General features: G+C 63.9%; 19 protein-coding genes. 17 read left to right on the top strand and 2 right to left on the bottom strand.

All coding sequences use genetic code 11. The features are described from left to right. Positions 1-190 precede the first annotated feature (190 nt). Entirely contained in the window at positions 191-1,213 is a 1,023-nt protein-coding gene (locus tag ACE3OA_RS06770; protein WP_374309282.1) for a lipid A deacylase LpxR family protein, read from the top strand. A 6-nt stretch (positions 1,214-1,219) separates the two neighbouring features. Here the strand turns inward: ACE3OA_RS06770 and ACE3OA_RS06765 are convergent, their stop codons facing one another. After that, complete coding sequence (locus ACE3OA_RS06765) at positions 1,220-2,215, bottom strand: LacI family DNA-binding transcriptional regulator (protein ID WP_374310890.1); 996 nt, start codon at positions 2,213-2,215, stop codon at positions 1,220-1,222. 258 nt (positions 2,216-2,473) lie between these two features. Here ACE3OA_RS06765 and ACE3OA_RS06760 point away from each other — a divergent pair, with 258 nt between their 5' ends. The 4 genes from ACE3OA_RS06760 to ACE3OA_RS06745 all read left to right on the top strand — a co-directional run bounded on the left by ACE3OA_RS06760 (position 2,474) and on the right by ACE3OA_RS06745 (position 7,200). Then, positions 2,474-3,622 (top strand): sugar ABC transporter substrate-binding protein, encoded by a 1,149-nt coding sequence (locus ACE3OA_RS06760; protein WP_374309280.1) that lies wholly within the window; start codon positions 2,474-2,476, stop codon positions 3,620-3,622. A 77-nt stretch (positions 3,623-3,699) separates the two neighbouring features. Further along, on the top strand, positions 3,700-5,262 hold the full coding sequence (locus tag ACE3OA_RS06755) for a sugar ABC transporter ATP-binding protein (protein WP_374309278.1): 1,563 nt from the start codon (positions 3,700-3,702) through the stop codon (positions 5,260-5,262). Then, the gene (locus ACE3OA_RS06750) at positions 5,234-6,235 is read left to right on the top strand and encodes an ABC transporter permease (RefSeq protein WP_374309276.1); all 1,002 of its coding nucleotides are present in this window, start codon (positions 5,234-5,236) and stop codon (positions 6,233-6,235) included. The genes ACE3OA_RS06755 and ACE3OA_RS06750 overlap by 29 nt, the downstream gene beginning before the upstream one ends. Before the next feature lie 2 nt (positions 6,236-6,237). Then, positions 6,238-7,200, top strand: coding sequence for an ABC transporter permease (locus ACE3OA_RS06745; RefSeq protein ID WP_374309274.1), 963 nt, complete (start codon positions 6,238-6,240; stop codon positions 7,198-7,200). 130 nt (positions 7,201-7,330) lie between these two features. On the opposite strand, the gene ACE3OA_RS06740 is transcribed toward ACE3OA_RS06745, so the two are convergent. Next, positions 7,331-7,819 (bottom strand): gluconokinase, encoded by a 489-nt coding sequence (locus tag ACE3OA_RS06740; RefSeq protein ID WP_374309272.1) that lies wholly within the window; start codon positions 7,817-7,819, stop codon positions 7,331-7,333. Positions 7,820-7,935: 116 nt separating this feature from the next. Here ACE3OA_RS06740 and ACE3OA_RS06735 point away from each other — a divergent pair, with 116 nt between their 5' ends. The 12 genes from ACE3OA_RS06735 to ACE3OA_RS06680 all read left to right on the top strand — a co-directional run. Next, positions 7,936-8,406: a hypothetical protein gene (locus ACE3OA_RS06735; protein WP_374309270.1), complete on the top strand. Its 471-nt coding sequence runs from the start codon at positions 7,936-7,938 to the stop codon at positions 8,404-8,406. A gap of 126 nt (positions 8,407-8,532) precedes the next feature. Next, positions 8,533-9,393, top strand: a complete 861-nt coding sequence (locus ACE3OA_RS06730) for a xanthine dehydrogenase family protein subunit M (RefSeq protein WP_374309268.1) — start codon at positions 8,533-8,535, stop codon at positions 9,391-9,393. 17 nt (positions 9,394-9,410) lie between these two features. Then, complete coding sequence (locus tag ACE3OA_RS06725; protein WP_374309266.1) at positions 9,411-9,902, top strand: (2Fe-2S)-binding protein; 492 nt, start codon at positions 9,411-9,413, stop codon at positions 9,900-9,902. A gap of 3 nt (positions 9,903-9,905) precedes the next feature. Further along, positions 9,906-12,194 (top strand): xanthine dehydrogenase family protein molybdopterin-binding subunit, encoded by a 2,289-nt coding sequence (locus ACE3OA_RS06720; protein ID WP_374309264.1) that lies wholly within the window; start codon positions 9,906-9,908, stop codon positions 12,192-12,194. 9 nt (positions 12,195-12,203) lie between these two features. Then, positions 12,204-12,449 (top strand): MoaD/ThiS family protein, encoded by a 246-nt coding sequence (locus ACE3OA_RS06715; protein WP_374309262.1) that lies wholly within the window; start codon positions 12,204-12,206, stop codon positions 12,447-12,449. Between the two features lie 120 nt (positions 12,450-12,569). Further along, on the top strand, positions 12,570-12,887 hold the full coding sequence (locus tag ACE3OA_RS06710; RefSeq protein WP_374309260.1) for a hypothetical protein: 318 nt from the start codon (positions 12,570-12,572) through the stop codon (positions 12,885-12,887). A 435-nt stretch (positions 12,888-13,322) separates the two neighbouring features. After that, on the top strand, positions 13,323-13,478 hold the full coding sequence (locus ACE3OA_RS06705) for a DUF1328 domain-containing protein (protein WP_374309258.1): 156 nt from the start codon (positions 13,323-13,325) through the stop codon (positions 13,476-13,478). Between the two features lie 60 nt (positions 13,479-13,538). Continuing rightward, positions 13,539-13,796 (top strand): hypothetical protein, encoded by a 258-nt coding sequence (locus tag ACE3OA_RS06700; protein WP_374309256.1) that lies wholly within the window; start codon positions 13,539-13,541, stop codon positions 13,794-13,796. 28 nt (positions 13,797-13,824) lie between these two features. Next, positions 13,825-14,253 carry a hypothetical protein gene (locus tag ACE3OA_RS06695; protein WP_374309254.1) on the top strand — a complete coding sequence of 143 codons (429 nt, stop codon included), beginning with the start codon at positions 13,825-13,827 and terminating at the stop codon, positions 14,251-14,253. Between the two features lie 628 nt (positions 14,254-14,881). Beyond that, positions 14,882-15,472, top strand: a complete 591-nt coding sequence (locus tag ACE3OA_RS06690) for a sigma-70 family RNA polymerase sigma factor (protein WP_374309252.1) — start codon at positions 14,882-14,884, stop codon at positions 15,470-15,472. Positions 15,473-15,591: 119 nt separating this feature from the next. Continuing rightward, complete coding sequence (locus tag ACE3OA_RS06685) at positions 15,592-16,485, top strand: SMP-30/gluconolactonase/LRE family protein (RefSeq protein WP_374309250.1); 894 nt, start codon at positions 15,592-15,594, stop codon at positions 16,483-16,485. Between the two features lie 173 nt (positions 16,486-16,658). Continuing rightward, on the top strand, positions 16,659-16,785 hold a 127-nt coding region (locus ACE3OA_RS06680; protein WP_374310889.1), incomplete at its 3' end, for a polysaccharide biosynthesis protein.

Raw genomic sequence — 16,785 nt, 5'->3', positions numbered from 1 at the left:
GTGAGCTGACAAGACGCTGACGGCCGCAGCGGAACTTTCGGGTGCCGTTGCGGTTAAGGCCTCGACCCGATCCACACACGACCCGATCCACACACGACCCGATCCACACACGACCCGATCCACACACGACCCGATCCACACACGACCCATCCACACACGACCCATCCACACACGATCAGTCCCGGAAGCAATGCCCCAGATCCTTCGCCGTTCGCTGCGTTCCTTGGCCATGCTCGCCCCCATCGTCGCCGCTTGCCCCGTTCTGGCGGACGATGCCGGCCGCATCACCCTGACGGAAGAAAACGATTCGATCGTCTTCCCGACCGACCGCTATTACACGCAAGGCTTCGAGTTCGCCTATCTGGGACCGGACGTGGAATCCGAGAGCATTTGGGTGGGGCCGTTCGACGGCCTTGCCGCGATCGGGCTGTTCGGGTCGGGCGCGCAGGTGTCGCGGCGCTATCAAATCATCTTCGGGCAGAGCATCTTCACGCCGGACGATACCGGCGCCGAGGACCCGGACCCGGACGACCGGCCCTATGCCGGCTGGACCTATGGCGGCCTCAGTTTCGTGCAGGACACCGACAAGCGCCGGCTCGACAATCTCGAATTGCTGGTCGGCATCGTGGGTCCCGCGGCGCAGGGGCGCCCGACGCAGAACGACTGGCATCAGTTCATCGGCGTCGACACGGCCAATGGCTGGGACCGGCAGCTGCACAACGAGCCCGGCATCCTGCTGACCTATGAACGCAAATACCGCTTCTTCCAGCCGCTGGTCGGCGGCTTCGCCGTCGATGCCATTCCGGAAGCGGGGGTGACGCTGGGCAATGTCATGACCTATGGCGAGCTTGGCAGCATGCTGCGCTTCGGGCGCAATCTCGAAGCCGACTACGGCCCCAACCGCATCCGCCCCTCACTCAGCGGCACCAGCTATTTCAATGCCGATTATCTCGAGGACCCGTTCGGCTTCTATGTCTATGTGGGTGCGCAGGGCCGCGCCGTGGCACGGAACATTTTTCTCGACGGCAACAGCTGGCGCGAGAGCCGCAGCGTCGACAAGGAGCATTTCGTCGGCGATCTCACCGGCGGCGTGGCCTTGTTCTGGTCGAATGCGATCAAGCTCGATGCCGGCTTCACCTATCGAACGGAAGAATTCGAGGGCCAGGACGGCGACACGAAATTCGCCAACGTCAATCTGACGGTGGGGTTCTGACGCGGCCTATTGCGGCCGCTTCACGCTGCCGCGCAGTTCCAGCTTGTAGCCGACGTCGATGCGGTTGTCGGCCGGGCGCTCGCCGGACTCGATGATCTTGCGTACGATCTCGGCCGCCATCTTGCCCATTTCGTAACGCGGCGTCGTCACGGTGGCGAGGGGCGGTTCGGCGCAGGCGGCGAATTCCAGATTGTTGAAGCCGATGATCGACATCTCGTCCGGCACCTTGATATGCCGGCGCTGGCATTCAAAGAGCACACCCAGCGCCAGCAGATCGTCGCAGCAGAAGACCGCTTCCGGCCGGTTGCCGCTGTCGATCAGCCGGGCCAGCAAGTCGCCACCGGCCTTGACGCAGGTCTGCTGCGGCGTCGTCGCCAGCCATTTTTCGTCATAGAGCCCGGCTTCGCGCATGGCGCGGCTGTAGCCGTCGAGACGCGCCCGGGCGCGCGCATCGAGGCGCGAGGCGATGACGCCGACCTTGCGATGGCCGAGATCGAGCAGGGTCTTCGTCGCCTCGAACGCCGCCTGCTGCTGGTCGAGGCCGAGATTGATGTCGATCGGATCGTCGGCCAATTGGAAGGTCTGGATGACCGGCACGCCGGAATGCTCCAGCAGCCGGCGCGCATGTTCGGATTGGTCGACACCGACGATGATGATCGCTTCCGGATGCTGGCCGAGCAGGGTGGCAATGGCCTTTTCCTCCTCGCCCTCCGAATAGCGCGTCGAAAGAATGAGGACCTGGTAGCCCGCCGGCAGCAGATTGTCGTGGAGCGCATTGATGTAGTCGGCAAAGACGCCGTTGGTGAGCGAGGAGACGATGACGCCGATCGTATGCGTGCGGTTGGAAGCAAGCCGGCTTGCCGCCACGTCCGGCACATAGGCCAGTTCCCGCACGGCCGCCTGGATGCGGTCATGGAGCTTGGCCGAGACCATGTCGGGACGCCGCAGCGCCCGCGAGACCGTCACGGCGCTGACACCCGCCAGGCTGGCGACATCGGCCAGCGTGCTGCGCTTTCTGCGAATAGCAACCTCCCCATCGATGGGACGGTTGGGAGCCGGATTTTCGCCGACTCAAGCCCGTCCTCTGTGCCGGCAAGCTACCTCTTTGCCTGTTTAGCAGGCAATCGCGCCAATTGACAGCGCTGTCATTTCATCTTATCCATGATGCGCCGGCGCGGACCAGGAAAATCGGGCGACGCGATCGCCACCATCCGACCGGGATTGGGAATTCAATCACGAATGACCTTTTGGGAGGATAAAATGCTCGCGCTGAAATCTCGGCGGCCCGGCCTTCGGCCTTTGCTGAAGCTGCTGGCCGCAACTGCTCTGTCGACTTCCTTCGTCACCGCTGCCATCGCGCAGGAAGTGGTGTCCGGCCCCGGGGCCGAACCGGAATGCTTCGCCCCCTGGACGGCCGACACCAAATATTTCCAGTTCCCCAAGAAGGAAGGTCCCTATCGGATCGCGCTGGCCAACGGCTTCATCGGCAATACCTGGCGCATCCAGATGATCAAGACCGCCAAGGCCTATGCGGAACAGCCTGACGTCAAGGCGAAGCTGAAGGAATTCAAGGTCGTCTCGACCGGCGAGGACCTGGCGGCCCAGCTCGCCGCCGTCGATAACTTCATCGCCTCCGGCTATGACGCCATCGTCGTCAATGCCCAGAACCCGGCAGCCTTCACCCCTGTCATCAAGCGCGCCAAGAAGGCCGGCATCGTGCTGGTGGCCTTCGACAACACGCTCGATACCGACGAAGCCATCAACGTCAATGTCGACCAGAAGGGCCTGGGCGAATATTGGGCGCAATGGCTGGTCGACAACATTCCCGGCGGCGGCAAGGTGCTGGAAGTCCGCGGTGTCGAAGGCACCTCGGTCGACCGCGACCGCCATGACGGCATCCAGGAAGTGCTGAAGGCTTCCGGCAAGAACTGGGAAACCGTCGAGGTCGTCGGCAAATGGGATGACGGCACCGCGCAGAAAGTGACGGCCGATGCGGTGGCCGTCCATAAGAGCTTCGTCGGCGTCACCGTGCAGGGCGGTTCGACCGGCACCGTGCGGGCCTTGATGGATGCGGGGCATCCCTTCGTACCGGTGGGCGGCGAAACCGAGAACGGCTTCCGCAAATTGTGCGGCGAGCATTCCGCCGAGGGGCTGAAATGCGCCTCGGGCGGTACCGGCCCGGCCCAGGTGGCGGTGGCGATCAAGACCGCGATCGCAGCCCTTGAAGGCCAGGTGGTTCCGCAATCGATCCGCCTGCCCTTGGCCAAGGTCAATGACCCGGATTTCAAGGACGGCGAGAACTATTACAAGGACCAGTCCGACAATTTCTTCGTCGGCAACTCCTTCCCGACCTGCGGCATCAATTTCACGGCGCAGGAAATCATGGGCCAGTCGGAAACGGATCAATAGGCTTCTGACGGCTATGCATGTGGCCGCCCGGCAGGGGCGCTGGCGGGCGGCCATTTGATTTAAAGGGAAGTGCGTCGATGGATCAGCAGATCCCGCTCTTCGAGATGCGCAACATCGCCAAGAGCTATGGCGGTGTGCGGGCGCTCGAGGATGCCCAGTTGCGGGTCGAAACCGGCCGTATCCATGCGGTCCTGGGCGAGAACGGGGCCGGCAAATCGACCCTCATCAAGATCATGTCCGGCGTGGTGCAGGCGGATCACGGCATCATGCGCCTTGACGGGCAGGAAGTGCTGTTCCCCACACCCAAATCCGCCAACGCCGCCGGCATCGTCTGCATCTTCCAGGAATTGTCGCTGATCCCCGATTTGTCGGTCGCGGACAACATCGCCATCGCCAGCCCGCCCAAGCGTTTCGGCCTCATTGACAGGAAGGCGCAGCGCCGCTTCGCCGAGGAGGCGCTGGCCCGGGCCGGGGCCGAGGACATCCACCCGCTGGCGCTGGTGAAGGACCTGCCGCTGTCGCGCCGGCAGATGGTGGAAATCGCCAAGGCGCTGGGGCGGCAGCCGCGCATCCTCATTCTCGACGAGGCGACCTCGGCCCTGACCGCCAGCGACGTCGCCAAGGTGTTCACGGTTCTGAAGCGCCTGCGCGGCGAAGGCCTGGCGCTGCTCTATATCTCGCACCGCATGCAGGAGATCGACGAGCTTGCCGACGATTGCACGGTCTTTCGCAACGGGCGCCATGTGGCGAGCTACGCCCAAGGCTCGAAGTCGCGGGGCGAGGTCGTCGAGATGATGATCGGGCGCGAATACAGCCATGTCTTCCCGCCGAAACCCACCACCCCCAAGACCGCAGCGCCGGCGCTGGAGGTGGCCAAGCTCACCTGGAACCAGCGGCTGCACGGCATTTCCTTCGTCGCAAGGCCGGGAGAAATCGTGGGGCTCGGTGGCCTCGACGGGCAAGGCCAGCGTGAATTGCTGCTGGCGCTGTTCGGCGTGTTGCGCGGTGTGGGCGGCGAGGTCACCGTCAACGGGAGCGCGCGCCATCTGCATGGGCCGCGCGGCGCCAAGGCCAAGGATTGCGCCATGGCGCTCATCCCCGAGGACCGCAAGACCGAGGGGCTGATGCTGCCCATGTCGGTCAAGGACAACCTCACCCTGCCGGCGCTCGACTCGCTGGCGCGGGCCGGCATCATCGACCGTGCGCGCGAACAGGAGGCGGTCGAGACGATGGTGAAGCTGCTGGCCATCAAGGCCGCCAATCTCGATATCCCGGTGGGGGCGCTGTCGGGCGGCAACCAGCAGAAGGTGGTGATCGCCAAATGGCTGATGATCGCACCGCGCATCATCCTGCTCAACGATCCAACGCGCGGCATCGACGTCGGCACCAAGCAGGAAATCTATCAGCTGCTCAGGAAACTGGCCGATGACGGGGCCACGATCCTGTTCTATTCGACCGATTATGACGAACTGATCGGCTGCTGCGACCGGGTGTTGGTGATGTATGATGGTGCCATCGTGCGCGAACTGGCGGGCGCCGACATTACCGAACATGCGCTGGTCAGCAGCGCCTTCAGCATGGATTCCAGCAGTATGAATTCCGGCAGCATGGATGCAGGACAGGAGCGGCACGTTGGGTGATTTCCGCTATTGGCTGGCCGAGAACAGGGGCACGCTGCTGGCTGTCCTGGTCTTCGTCATCATGTTCGGCATCTATACCGGCAATCACAGCGCCGGCTTCAGCGGCATGGTGGTGACGACGGCCGCCAATAAGGGTGTGCTGCTGGCGCTGGTCGCCATGGCGCAGACCCTGGTCGTGCTCACCGCCGGCATCGACCTGTCCGTCGGCATGATCTTCGTGCTGGCCAATTGCCTCGCGTCGCAGCTGGTCGTGGGCTCGGCCTTCGAAACCGGCCTCGGCGTCATTGCCGTGCTGCTGGCGGGTGTTCTCTGCGGCGCGCTCAACGGGCTCATCGTCATCTATGGGCGCCTGCAGCCGATCGTCACCACGCTCGCCACCGGCGCCATCTTCTATGGCATCGCCTTGTGGCTGCGGCCCATTCCCGGCGGCGACGTCAATTCGGACCTTGCCGATGCGCTCACCGAACAGCTGCCGGGCGGCATTCCCACCTCGCTTGTCGTGCTGCTGGGCATCGTGCTGGTGATCTGGGTCCCGCTCCGGCGCTCGGAAGTCGGCCGCGCCATCTATGCCATCGGCTCGTCCGAACCGGCGGCCTACATGTCCGGCGTCAGCATCGACCGCGCGCGCCTCGCCGCCTATGTCGTGGCGGGGCTTCTTTCGGCCTGCGGCGGGCTGATGCTGACCTTCATCACCTATTCGGGCGAAGCCTCGGCCACCATCGGCGGCTCCTACACCTTGAACGCGATCGCCGCCGTGGTCATCGGCGGCGTCTCGCTGTTCGGCGGGTCGGGGAGTGCCATCGGCGCCATCTTCGGCGCCTTCGTCCTGCGGACGATCGGCGACCTGCTCTTCGTCTTCGATCTCGATCCCTTGTGGCAGCCCTTGTTCCAGGGCGTCATCCTGCTGGGCGCCGTGACCTTGGGGTCGCTGCGGCTGCTGCGCATCAAGAACCGCCTGGATCTGTTCGGCTGACCATGACCCGCACCTTGCCCCCCTTCATCGCCCGCCTCGACAAGCCGGTTCTCGCGGCCTTCGGCTGCATCGTCCTGCTGCTGCTGGTGGGCAGCCTCTATTCGTCGAGCTTCCTGTCGCCGGAATATCTGCTGAAGCAGCTGCAGGTGGCCTCGTTCCTGGGGCTGATCGCCACCGGCATGATGCTGGTCATCCTCCTTGGCCAGATCGACCTGTCGGTTCCCTGGGTGGTGACGGTGGGCGGCATGATGTCGACCGCCGCCGCCGGCTGGGGGCCGCTGGGCGAGGCGCTCGCCATTCCCTTCGGAATCCTGTGCGGCATGGCGATGGGATTGATCAGCGGCTTCGGCGTCGCTTACCTGCGCGTGCCCTCGATGATCTTCACGCTGGGCATGAATGCCGTGGCGCAGGGCTTGATGGTGATCCGGACCGGCGGTTTTGCGCCGCAGGACCACACCACCGACATGATGCATTTCCTCGCCACCGGGGCCAGCATCCTGCAGATTCCCAACGCGCTCTTCGTCTGGGCGGCAGTGGCGGCAGGCGCGGTCTTCATCCTGACGCGGACCACCTATGGCCGCGCGGTCTATGCCATCGGCAACCGGGAACGCGCCGCCTATCTGTCGGGCCTGCCTACCCAGCGCGTGATGATGCTGGCCTTCATGGCCTCGGGCGGCCTCTCGGCCTTTGCCGGCGTGCTGCTCGCCGGCTATTCGACCAAGGCCTATCAAAGCATGGGCGATCCCTATCTGCTGCCGGCGGTGGCGGCGGTGGTGCTGGGCGGCACCAATATCCTGGGCGGGCGCGGTTCCTATATCGGCACCATCGCCGGCGTCATCCTCATCACCCTGCTGCAATCGATTCTCTCTGTCATGCAGATCGACGAAGCCGGGCGCCAGCTGATCTATGGCAGCGTCATCATCGGCATGCTGCTGGTCTATGGGCGGCAGAAGAAGGCGTCTTGAAAAGGCCCCTCACCCCAACCCCTCTCCCCACGCCGTGGGGCGAGGGGCTTTAGAACGAGTTCGGTCGAAACTCCCTCGCCCCGCACTTGCGGGGAGAGGGTCGGGGTGAGGGGTGTCGCCGCTTGGCGCGCTACTTCGGCAACCTCGACAATATCTCCCGCAGAATCTCATCCCGTGCCTTTGCGATGTCGATGACGATGGCGTCCTTGGGCGGTTCCAGGGTGGCCAATTGGCTGGGGAGGAGGGTGGGCGGCATGTAATGGCCGCTGCGGCCCGACATGCGGGCGGCGATGAGGTCGGGTTCGCCTTTCAGGAAGACGGTGAAGCCGGTCCGGCCGCCCTCTTTCAGCAGCCGGTCGCGATAGGCCTGTTTGAGGGCCGAGCAGGCCAGGACCACGCGTTTCCCATCTCTGACCGCTTGATCAAGGGCTTGGCCGATGGCGTCGAGCCAGGGCCAGCGGTCCGAATCGTCCAGCGGCACGCCCTTTGTCATCTTGGCGACGTTGGCCGGGGAATGAAACGTGTCGGCTTCGAGGAAATCCGCCTGAAGCGCATCGGCCAGCGCCCGGCCGATGGTGCTCTTGCCGGCGCCGCTCACCCCCATCACCAAGACGATCATAGCCTACCCAACCGTGGAGCCCGAAAGGCGGTGCAACCATTAACATAGCAAAAAAGAGAACTGCATCGCCATAATAGTGAGGCGTACTCTATTGAGCCTGTGAAAGGATAGTTGAAATGACGGGAGTAATCCAAGTGCTACAGGCGCTGTCCGTGCCTGTAATTGCAGTCGTAGGCGCTTACATTGGTTGGCAGCAGTTGCTGATCTCCCGAGTGAAGCTAAAGGGCGATCTTTTTGATCGTAGATTCGCTGTGTTCGACTCAGTCAGAAAATTCTTGAGTGAAATTATGCGTGAAGGCGATGTGCCGGATAAGGCTCTTTGGGAGTATCGAGCTGGAATCGCTGATGCTCCTTTTCTTCTTGATGATCAGCTTTGCGAGCATTTTGATGTGATATGGAAGCGATCTATAGACCTAAGAGCTACGATGCGAAACCTATCGAGCCAAGCACAGGGGGCCGATCGCACGAAGCTTAGTCATGATATGGCAAGCGACTTGGAGTGGTTTGGCAATCAACTCACAGCCCTCGTAGACGAGTTCAAACCATTTTTGAAGCTGCAACAGCCTGTAAAATGGCCGTGGCAATAGGCTGTAACTAGTCAAAGATTGCACCAAAATGGCTAGTTTCCCCCAAAAACCACCGGCAGGGGTATTGTGCAAGGGTGGCCTGCCGGAGTAGATCGGGTGTGCCCTCCAAGCCAAAGGAAGCCAGGAATGAGATACGAGCGTCCTACAACCCTCAAGGCGGCGGCGCAGATGCTCGCCAAGGAAAAAGGCCAGGCCTTTGTCCTCGCCGGCGGTACCGATCTGCTGGTCCGTCTCCGCACCGGGTTCATCGAGCCTGATCTGGTCGTCGACATCAAAGGCGTCGCGGGCGCCAAGACGATCCAGAAATCGGCCAGCGGATTCAAGATCGGCGCGGCCGTTTCCGGCGCCGAGCTCGGCGAACATGCCGCGCTGAAGAAGGCCTGGCCCGGGGTGGTGGAAGCCGCCAACCTCATCGGCTCGAAGCAGGTGCAGGGCCGCTGCACCATTTCCGGCAATCTGTGCAATGCCTCGCCCGCCGCCGACAGCGTGCCGGCCCTGGTCGCCGCCGGCGCCAAGGCCGTGATCGTCGGCCCCAAGGGCAAGCGCACCGTGGCCGTCGAAGAAATTCCGGTCGGCCCCGGCAAGACCTCGCTCAAGAAGGGCGAGATCATCGAAAGCATCGTCCTGCCGGCCAGGAAGCCGAAATCGGGCGACGCCTATCTGCGCTTCATCCCGCGCACGGAAATGGACATCGCCGTGGTCGGTTGCGGCGTCAATGTGACGCTCGATGGCAAAGGTGTGGTGACCAAGGCGCGCGTGGCGCTGGGTGCCGTGGCGCCGACCGTGCGTCTGGTGCCGGCTGCCGCCAAGGCTCTCATCGGCACCAAGATGGACAAGGCCGCCCTCGATGCCATGGCCGCAGCCTGCTCTGCCGCCTGCAGCCCGATCGACGACAAGCGCGGTACGCGCGAATTCCGCATCAAAGTCGCTGGCGTGCTCGCGCGCCGCGCCGCCCTCATCGCGCGCAAGCGCGCTGGCGGCCGTTAAGGACAGGGGAAATCTAGATGTCCGGCATTAAAGTCAACACCAAGATCAACGGCGATCCGGTCGAGTTCATGTGCGAACCCGACGAAACGCTGCTCGACGTGCTCCGCAACCGCCTTGGCCTCACCGGCGCCAAGGAAGGCTGCAGCACCGGCGATTGCGGCGCCTGCTCCGTCACCGTCGACGGCCGCCTGACCTGCTCCTGCCTGGTGCTCGGCGCTGAAGTCGAAGGGCATGACATCGGCACCATCGAGGGCATGGCCAAGGGTGACGAGCTGCATCCGCTGCAGAAGAAGTTCATCGAGCATGCAGCGCTGCAATGCGGCATCTGCACGCCGGGCTTCCTGGTGGCGGCGAAGTCGCTCCTCGACAAGAACCCGGATCCCACCGAAACCGAGATCCGCTTTGGCCTCGCCGGCAACCTCTGCCGCTGCACCGGCTACGACAAGATCGTCCGTGCCGTGCAGGACGCCGCCAAAGACATGCGCAACACCAAAGCTAAGAGGGCCTGAAAAATGCCGCTCGATAACGCACCCGATTCAAAGCGCAAATTCAATGTCGTCGGTTCGCGTCCGCTGCGTCCGGACGGCATCGACAAGGTGACGGGGCGCGCCAAGTTCGGCGCCGACGCCTCGGCACCGGGCCAGCTGGTGGGCCGCATCCTGCGTTCGCCGCATGCGCATGCGAAGATCAAGAGCATCGACACCTCGAAGGCCGAGAAGCTCGCCGGCGTCAAAGCCGTGATCACGCGGGACGATTTCCCCGACAAGACCGACGGCGATTCCGGCCTTTACGACACGATGTGCAACATCATGGCGCGCGAGAAGGCCTTCTATGAAGGCCATGCCGTGGCGGCGGTCGCTGCGACCACGGCCGCGATCGCGCGGGCTGCGCTGAAGCTGATCAAGGTCGATTACGACGTGCTGCCGCATGTGACCGATGTCGACGAGGCAATGAGCCCCAAGGCGCCGGTGCTGCATGCCAAGATGTTCACCGACGGCGTCGATCCGAAGCCGAAGAAGAGCTCCAACGTCGCCCGCCGCTTCGAATTCGGCCATGGCGATGTCGAAGCAGGCTTTGCCAAGGCCGACATCATCGTCGAGCGCAGCTTCAAGACCGAATCCACCCACCAGGGCTATATCGAGCCGCATGCGGCCTTGGCCAGCATGTCGCCCGACGGCAGCGCCGAACTGTGGTGCTGCACCCAGGGCCATTACATGGTGCGTGACGTCTGCGCCCGCATCCTCGGCATCGATATCTCCCGCCTCCGGGTGACGCAGTCGGAAATCGGCGGCGGGTTCGGCGGCAAGACGACCGTCTTCATCGAGCCGGTGGCCCTGGCGCTCTCGCGCAAGGCCAACCGCCCGGTGAAAGTGGTGATGACCCGCGACGAAGTGTTCAAGGCGACCGGCCCCACCTCGGCCACCTCCATGGACATCAAGATCGGCGTGACCAAGGACGGCCTCATCACGGCGGCCGACGGCGCCTTCCGCTATACGGGTGGCCCGTTCGCCGGCTGCTCGCCGGCGGAATTCGGCGCCATGAGCGCCTTCGCGCAGTTCCATCTCGATAACGTCCGCGCCGTCGGCTACGACGTCGTCTGCAACCGCCCGAAGACGATCTCCTATCGTGCGCCGGGTGCCCCGATGGCGAACTTCGCGGTCGAGAGCGTGATCGAGGAACTGGCCCACAAGCTCGGCATGGCGCCCATCGACTTCCGCATCAAGAATGCGGCGCGCGAAGGCACCAAATCGTCTTATGGTCCCGTCTATGGTCCGATCGGCCTCGGGCCGACACTGGATGCCGCCAAGAACCATCCGCATTTCAAGGCACCGCTCGGCCCCAACCAGGGCCGTGGCATGGCGGCGGGCTTCTGGTTCAATTTCGGCGGCCAGTCCTGCGTCAGCCTCAACATTCCCATCGACGGCACCATCACGGTGTCGGTGGGCTCGCCCGATATCGGCGGCTCGCGCGCCTCGATGTGCATGATGGTCGCAGAGGAAATGGGCATCGGCTACGAGCATGTGCGGGCAATCATCGCCGACACCAGCTCGCTCGGCCATAACGACGTGACCGACGGCAGCCGCACGACGTTCGCGACCGGCATGGCCTGCATCCTCGCTGCACGCGATGCCATCAAGAAGCTGTGCGCCCGTGCCGCCGCGACCTGGGGCATCCCCGAGGACGCGGTGACCTGGGAGAAGGGCTATGCCAAGCCCGCCGGCGCCAATGCCGGCAATTTCGCGCCGCTCTCCCTGAAGGAAATCGCCGCGGCCTCGCCGGGAACAGGTGGCCCGATCGCCGGCCATCACGAGTTCTCGGCCGACGGTGCCGGCGTCAGCTTCGCCACGCATATCTGCGATGTTGAAGTCGATCCGGAAACCGGTGGGACCAAGATCGTGCGCTACACGGTCATCCAGGATGCCGGCAAGGCGGTGCACCCGTCCTATGTCGAAGGGCAGTTCCAGGGCGGCGCCGTGCAGGGCATCGGCTGGGCGCTCAACGAGGAATACATCTATGGCAAGGATGGCCGCCTGCAGAATGCGGGCTTCCTCGACTACCGCATCCCGGTCTGCTCGGATTTGCCCATGATCGACACGCAGATCCTCGAGATCCCGAACCCGGGGCACCCCTACGGTGTCCGTGGCGTCGGCGAAACCTCGATCGTGCCGCCGCTTGCCGCCATCGCCAATGCGGTTGCCGCGGCGACGGGCGTCCGCTTCACCCAGCTGCCGATGTCGCCGCCGCGCGTCCTCAAGGGTATCGAGGACGCCAAGGCAGCCAAGGGCAAGAAGGCTGCCTGAGGCAAGAGCATGGTCAAGGTCGTCGTCTGGGGATCGCTGAAGCCGCATACCGGCGGCAAGACCACGGTCGAGATCGAGGCCAAGAACGTGGCTGAATTGCTGGCCCGGCTGGGCGAGACCTATCCGGGCCTGCAAGGCCAGATCAAGCGAGGTGTCTCCGTCTCCATCGACGGGCTCATCTATCGCGAAGGCTGGCTGGAACCCTTGAAGCCGGACAGCGAGGTCTTCCTGCTGCCGCGCATGACCGGTGGATAAGCCGTCGGGTGGATAGGTACCGATAAACAACGACATAGTCGGAACGAACAAGCGCGCGCCGGAACCTTCGGCGCGCGCTTTCGTTTGTCTCGTTGACGCATAGCGAGAAGGAGAGCGGAGATGCCGACGAAGACTCCGAACGAGACGGTGCCGATGGAAGTGCCCGGCGAGAAGCATGAGCAGGGCCATTCCCTGACCAGCGATCAGCAGCAGCAGGGCGGTGCGAAGGATCGCCAGCGCCAGCAAGGCGGCCAGCCCAATGAAGGCGAAGGCAACCGGACAGCCGCCCGTCACTACAATACCGGCGCCCAGCAATCCGCCCAGCATCCGGGCCGGACGGAACGCCAGGCGGAAGCCGCCAAGCGCGCCGTCGATGGACCGGAAGGCACGGAATTGGCGCGGGCGGAAGAGGCCGGCAAGAAACCGGCCAGACGATGAACCGGCCAGGCGCTGAACCGGCCGGGCGCTGAACTGGCCGCGGAACCAATCACAAAGCGCCGCGTTTCATTCTGCGTGGCCGCCATGTGACCGGAGCGACCCCACGATTGCCGCAGTGACCCTTCCCCCAAACGGTCACTGTCTGCCCAGCCATGAGATCCGATGGCCGGGCACGCACGACCCTGGCAATCGACTTTCCGGCCAAATGGCGACACGCGGCCCCGCGCGGTCGCCCCCGGTGCCATGCTGCTCCCTGTTGCATGGCATCGGCGGTGCGATCCGCGGGGCCACCCCTCGCGCCAGGCGAATTTAGGGCCAGGCGTAATTAGGGTCCGGCGACTCTCGTGTGGGGCGTGGTTCGGAACCGGCGAGAACTCAGTCTTTTGAATCCAGCACCGAAGCTGGCTTTCATCCATCGGCAGAAGGAAAAACAGCATGCTCTATTGGGCCGTGGTCTTTCTTGTTGTCGCCATCATTGCCGGCGTTTTCGGCTTTGGCGGCATTTCGCAGGCGGCGACCGGCATTGCGAAGATCCTGTTCCTGATCTTCATCGTGCTGTTCCTGGTGTCGCTCGTTGCCAACTATGTCTGAAGCCCAACTATGTCTGAAGCAAGGAAGGAAAAGACCGTCATGAAGGAAGGAAATGTCGCTATGGCAGATCGCAGCCTGGACAAGGAATTCGACGTGTTGAAGAACGATCTCGGCACGCTCAAGGAAGATGTGGCGACCATCGCCAAGTTGCTGGCGCGCAAGGGCTCGGCCCAGTTCAACGAGGCGGTCGATAACGGCAAGGCCCGGGTGCAGGCCGGCGTCGGCGTGCTGGAAGAGCAGATCACCGAGCGGCCGCTCACCAGCCTGCTGGTAGCGTTCGGCGTCGGCATCCTGCTCGGCAAGCTGACGCATCGTTGATTTTCATCCGGATAAAGGGAGCCGCGGCATGCTGGCATCGATCGACCGCCTGACCGACCGGGTCCTGCGCCGCCTGGTGCTGGCGGGGCTGGCGGCCTGTCTCGGCCTCGGTGCCATCGGCGTTGCCGCGGCTTCCCTCTACCATTACCTGCTCGACTGGATGCGGCCGGCCGCGGCACTGGGGATCGTCGCGCTGTCGCTGGCGATCATCGCCCTGGTCCTCGCGCGTATCGCCCAGGCCCAGTCCAGCCCCAAGCGCGTCGCGGCCGTGCAGGGTGCCACCATGGACAGCATGCCGGCCCTTGTTGCGGCAGCAGGCGACATGGCCGGCGAGGCGGTCAAGGCGGACCCCCTGGGGGCGATGCTGGGGGCCGGTGCGATGGGCTTCATCTTGGAAAGCCGGCCGGACCTCGACCACGCCCTGGTGCAACAGGTGTTGCGCCAATTCACCCGCTGACGGTAATCAGTTCCGATTATGGGGGTTTTCGGCCACCCTCCGGGAACTTGGCCGGGCGGGCGCCGTTAGCGCTGCAGTGAGATCGTTAACAAGCGCGGTTTCCTGACGCTGTTTCTGGGAGTTTTCAGCCGCAATGAATGCCGGTCGGAACGGGAAGGGGTGGGAGGACGGCAGCGATTCGCCGGCCAATGACACGTCCCTGGATGCTGCTGCCGGCCCTGCCGCCCCGGCGCCAATGCCCGGCGCCCCCGCTTCCTCCCTGCCCATGACATCCCCAGCCTTTGACCGCTGGCTGGAGCGGCAGATGAAAACGTTGTTCGCTGCCTGCGAAGAACCGGCCGACGAGAAGCTCATCAAGCTCATTCGCGAGGCTTTCCCCAACGATTCAGGTCCAAGCGATCCGGGCAAAGTCACGAAATAATCCCAGTCTATTCTTTTATTCCTATTCCAAAAGTCGGAGGTCACAGCTTCTCCTCCGTCTTGTCGCTCGGCTTGTCACGCCGATCCGCCCATCTTTCGGCCATGCCCACCGCCCATTCCGGCGGGGGCCTCCCGCACAAGGCGGGGACCTGACGTCACGATTTTCCGACGCTTGGACCGAAGACTGAATCGACCGAAAGGACAACCGATGGCCGATACTTTCCAAAACCAACTCGTCGCATTGCTGCCGGCCATGAAGGCTTTTGCGGTCATGCTGACCCGCAACCGCCAATCGGCAGACGATCTGGTGAACGACACGGTGCTGCGCGCGTTGCGCAAGCAGGACCTCTATGCCATGGGCACGAACCTCAAGGCCTGGCTGTTCACGATCATGCGCAACATCCATGTCAACAATCTGCGGGCCGGGCAGCGTAGCCGCCTGGTCGAGGTCGATGACGACCTGCTGCCCAATCTCGCCAGCGTGGCTCCGGGGCAGGAGCATGTGCTGGTGCTGAAGGAGCTGTTCCGTGCCATTGATGGCCTCAATGCCGACCAGCGCGAGGTATTGCTGCTCGTCGTCGGCCAGGATCTTTCCTATGAGGAGACAGCGCGGATCTGCGGCTGCCCCATCGGCACGGTGCGATCGCGCCTGGCACGGGCGCGGCGCGAACTTGAACGCATGCTGTCCGGCGAAGTGGCGATGCCGGTGCCCGATGACGGTGCCGCGCGCACGCTGAAGCGCGGCGCCCGGCCGGCTTGCCGCCCGGCGCTGACGGAGGGCCTGCGGGCCGCCAGCTGAAATGATGATGACGGCGCCCCCGAGCGATCGGGGGCGCCGCTGTTTTTCGCCAACGGCATTGCTATTGCGCGCGGGATGGCCACAATCGGCGGATCATCCCCATCCGATCAGGAGCCGCGATGCCTGCCGTCCCCGCCGCCGACCCCATTTGTGTCGTGAAAACCCCCGCCATCCTAGGCGAATCGGTGCTGTGGCATCCGGTCGACAAGAAGGTCTACTGGCTCGACCTCAAGGGGCCGACGATTCACATCTATGACCCGGCGACCAAGGCGGCCGATGCCTGGCATTTGAAGCTCGACGTGCCGATGGGGACGATGGTCCGGGCAAAGGAAGGCTTCATCCTCACCGGGCGCGAAGGCACCTTCAAGGTCGATGTCGCGGCGCGCAAGCTCACGCCCTGGGTCAATCCCAACGACCGGCCAGAACTCACCATGTTCAACGACGGCAAGGTCGACCGCCAGGGGCGGCTGTGGCTGTGCACTTCGGACAACAAGGAGACCGAGCCGATCGGCGGCATCTACAGCCTGACCGCGGACGGCAAGAGCGAGATCCACGACCGCGGCTTTGCCTGCGGCAATGGTCCCGGTTTCAGCCCCAATGGGCGCGTCTTCTATTTTTCGGATACGATGGTGCGCAAGGTTTACGCCTATGACCTCGACCCCCAGACCGGCGCCCTGACCAACCAGCGGCTCTTCACCGAGTTCACGGAAGAGCAGGGCATGCCGGACGGCATGACCGTGGACGCTGCCGGCGGCATCTGGATCTGCCATTGGGAAGGCTGGCGGGTGACGCGCTTCCTGCCCAACGGCAAGATCGACCTGGAGGTCCGCTTGCCCGTGCCGCTGGTGACTTCCTGCGCCTTCGCCGGGGACGATCTCGATACGCTCTACATCACCACGGCGACGGTCGGGCTCGACGCCGCGATGCTGGCCCAGGCGCCGCTCGCCGGCAGTCTCTTTGCCGTCAAGACCGGCCACCGGGGATTGTTGGAGCCGGTGTTCGGGGCCGCCTGAGAATTCCACGCGGTTGTCCAGACAAGGGCCGGTTGACAGCCCGGCGGGGCTGCTGATACCCCCTGCGCTGGCCATTTTGCCATGGGAAGGATTTGTCCCAAGGTAACGTGCTGATTTAGTGAACTTATTCTGGTCGACACAGGCGTCGGCCATAATTGCCTGGGGCATTGCAGATGTTTGAAACGGCACTTCCCGACCTGAACGGGAAATCGATCCTGGTGACGGGCGGGACGGGTTCGTTCGGCAAGGCGTTCATCCGCCGGGTGCTGAAGGACTGGCAGCCGAAGCGGCTGATCATCT

This window comes from Dongia sp., from assembly GCF_041906375.1.
GTDB lineage: Bacteria > Pseudomonadota > Alphaproteobacteria > Dongiales > Dongiaceae > Dongia.
This window is presented reverse-complemented; position numbering and strand designations above follow the sequence as displayed.

Coding starts and splice junctions, on each gene's coding strand:
- ACE3OA_RS06770 (WP_374309282.1), top strand. CDS start 191: ATGCCCCAGATCCTTCGCCGTTCGCTGCGTTCCTTGGCCATGCTCGCC.
- ACE3OA_RS06760 (WP_374309280.1), top strand. CDS start 2,474: ATGCTCGCGCTGAAATCTCGGCGGCCCGGCCTTCGGCCTTTGCTGAAG.
- ACE3OA_RS06755 (WP_374309278.1), top strand. CDS start 3,700: ATGGATCAGCAGATCCCGCTCTTCGAGATGCGCAACATCGCCAAGAGC.
- ACE3OA_RS06750 (WP_374309276.1), top strand. CDS start 5,234: ATGCAGGACAGGAGCGGCACGTTGGGTGATTTCCGCTATTGGCTGGCC.
- ACE3OA_RS06745 (WP_374309274.1), top strand. CDS start 6,238: ATGACCCGCACCTTGCCCCCCTTCATCGCCCGCCTCGACAAGCCGGTT.
- ACE3OA_RS06740 (WP_374309272.1), bottom strand. CDS start 7,819: ATGATCGTCTTGGTGATGGGGGTGAGCGGCGCCGGCAAGAGCACCATC.
- ACE3OA_RS06735 (WP_374309270.1), top strand. CDS start 7,936: ATGACGGGAGTAATCCAAGTGCTACAGGCGCTGTCCGTGCCTGTAATT.
- ACE3OA_RS06730 (WP_374309268.1), top strand. CDS start 8,533: ATGAGATACGAGCGTCCTACAACCCTCAAGGCGGCGGCGCAGATGCTC.
- ACE3OA_RS06725 (WP_374309266.1), top strand. CDS start 9,411: ATGTCCGGCATTAAAGTCAACACCAAGATCAACGGCGATCCGGTCGAG.
- ACE3OA_RS06720 (WP_374309264.1), top strand. CDS start 9,906: ATGCCGCTCGATAACGCACCCGATTCAAAGCGCAAATTCAATGTCGTC.
- ACE3OA_RS06715 (WP_374309262.1), top strand. CDS start 12,204: ATGGTCAAGGTCGTCGTCTGGGGATCGCTGAAGCCGCATACCGGCGGC.
- ACE3OA_RS06710 (WP_374309260.1), top strand. CDS start 12,570: ATGCCGACGAAGACTCCGAACGAGACGGTGCCGATGGAAGTGCCCGGC.
- ACE3OA_RS06705 (WP_374309258.1), top strand. CDS start 13,323: ATGCTCTATTGGGCCGTGGTCTTTCTTGTTGTCGCCATCATTGCCGGC.
- ACE3OA_RS06700 (WP_374309256.1), top strand. CDS start 13,539: ATGGCAGATCGCAGCCTGGACAAGGAATTCGACGTGTTGAAGAACGAT.
- ACE3OA_RS06695 (WP_374309254.1), top strand. CDS start 13,825: ATGCTGGCATCGATCGACCGCCTGACCGACCGGGTCCTGCGCCGCCTG.
- ACE3OA_RS06690 (WP_374309252.1), top strand. CDS start 14,882: ATGGCCGATACTTTCCAAAACCAACTCGTCGCATTGCTGCCGGCCATG.
- ACE3OA_RS06685 (WP_374309250.1), top strand. CDS start 15,592: ATGCCTGCCGTCCCCGCCGCCGACCCCATTTGTGTCGTGAAAACCCCC.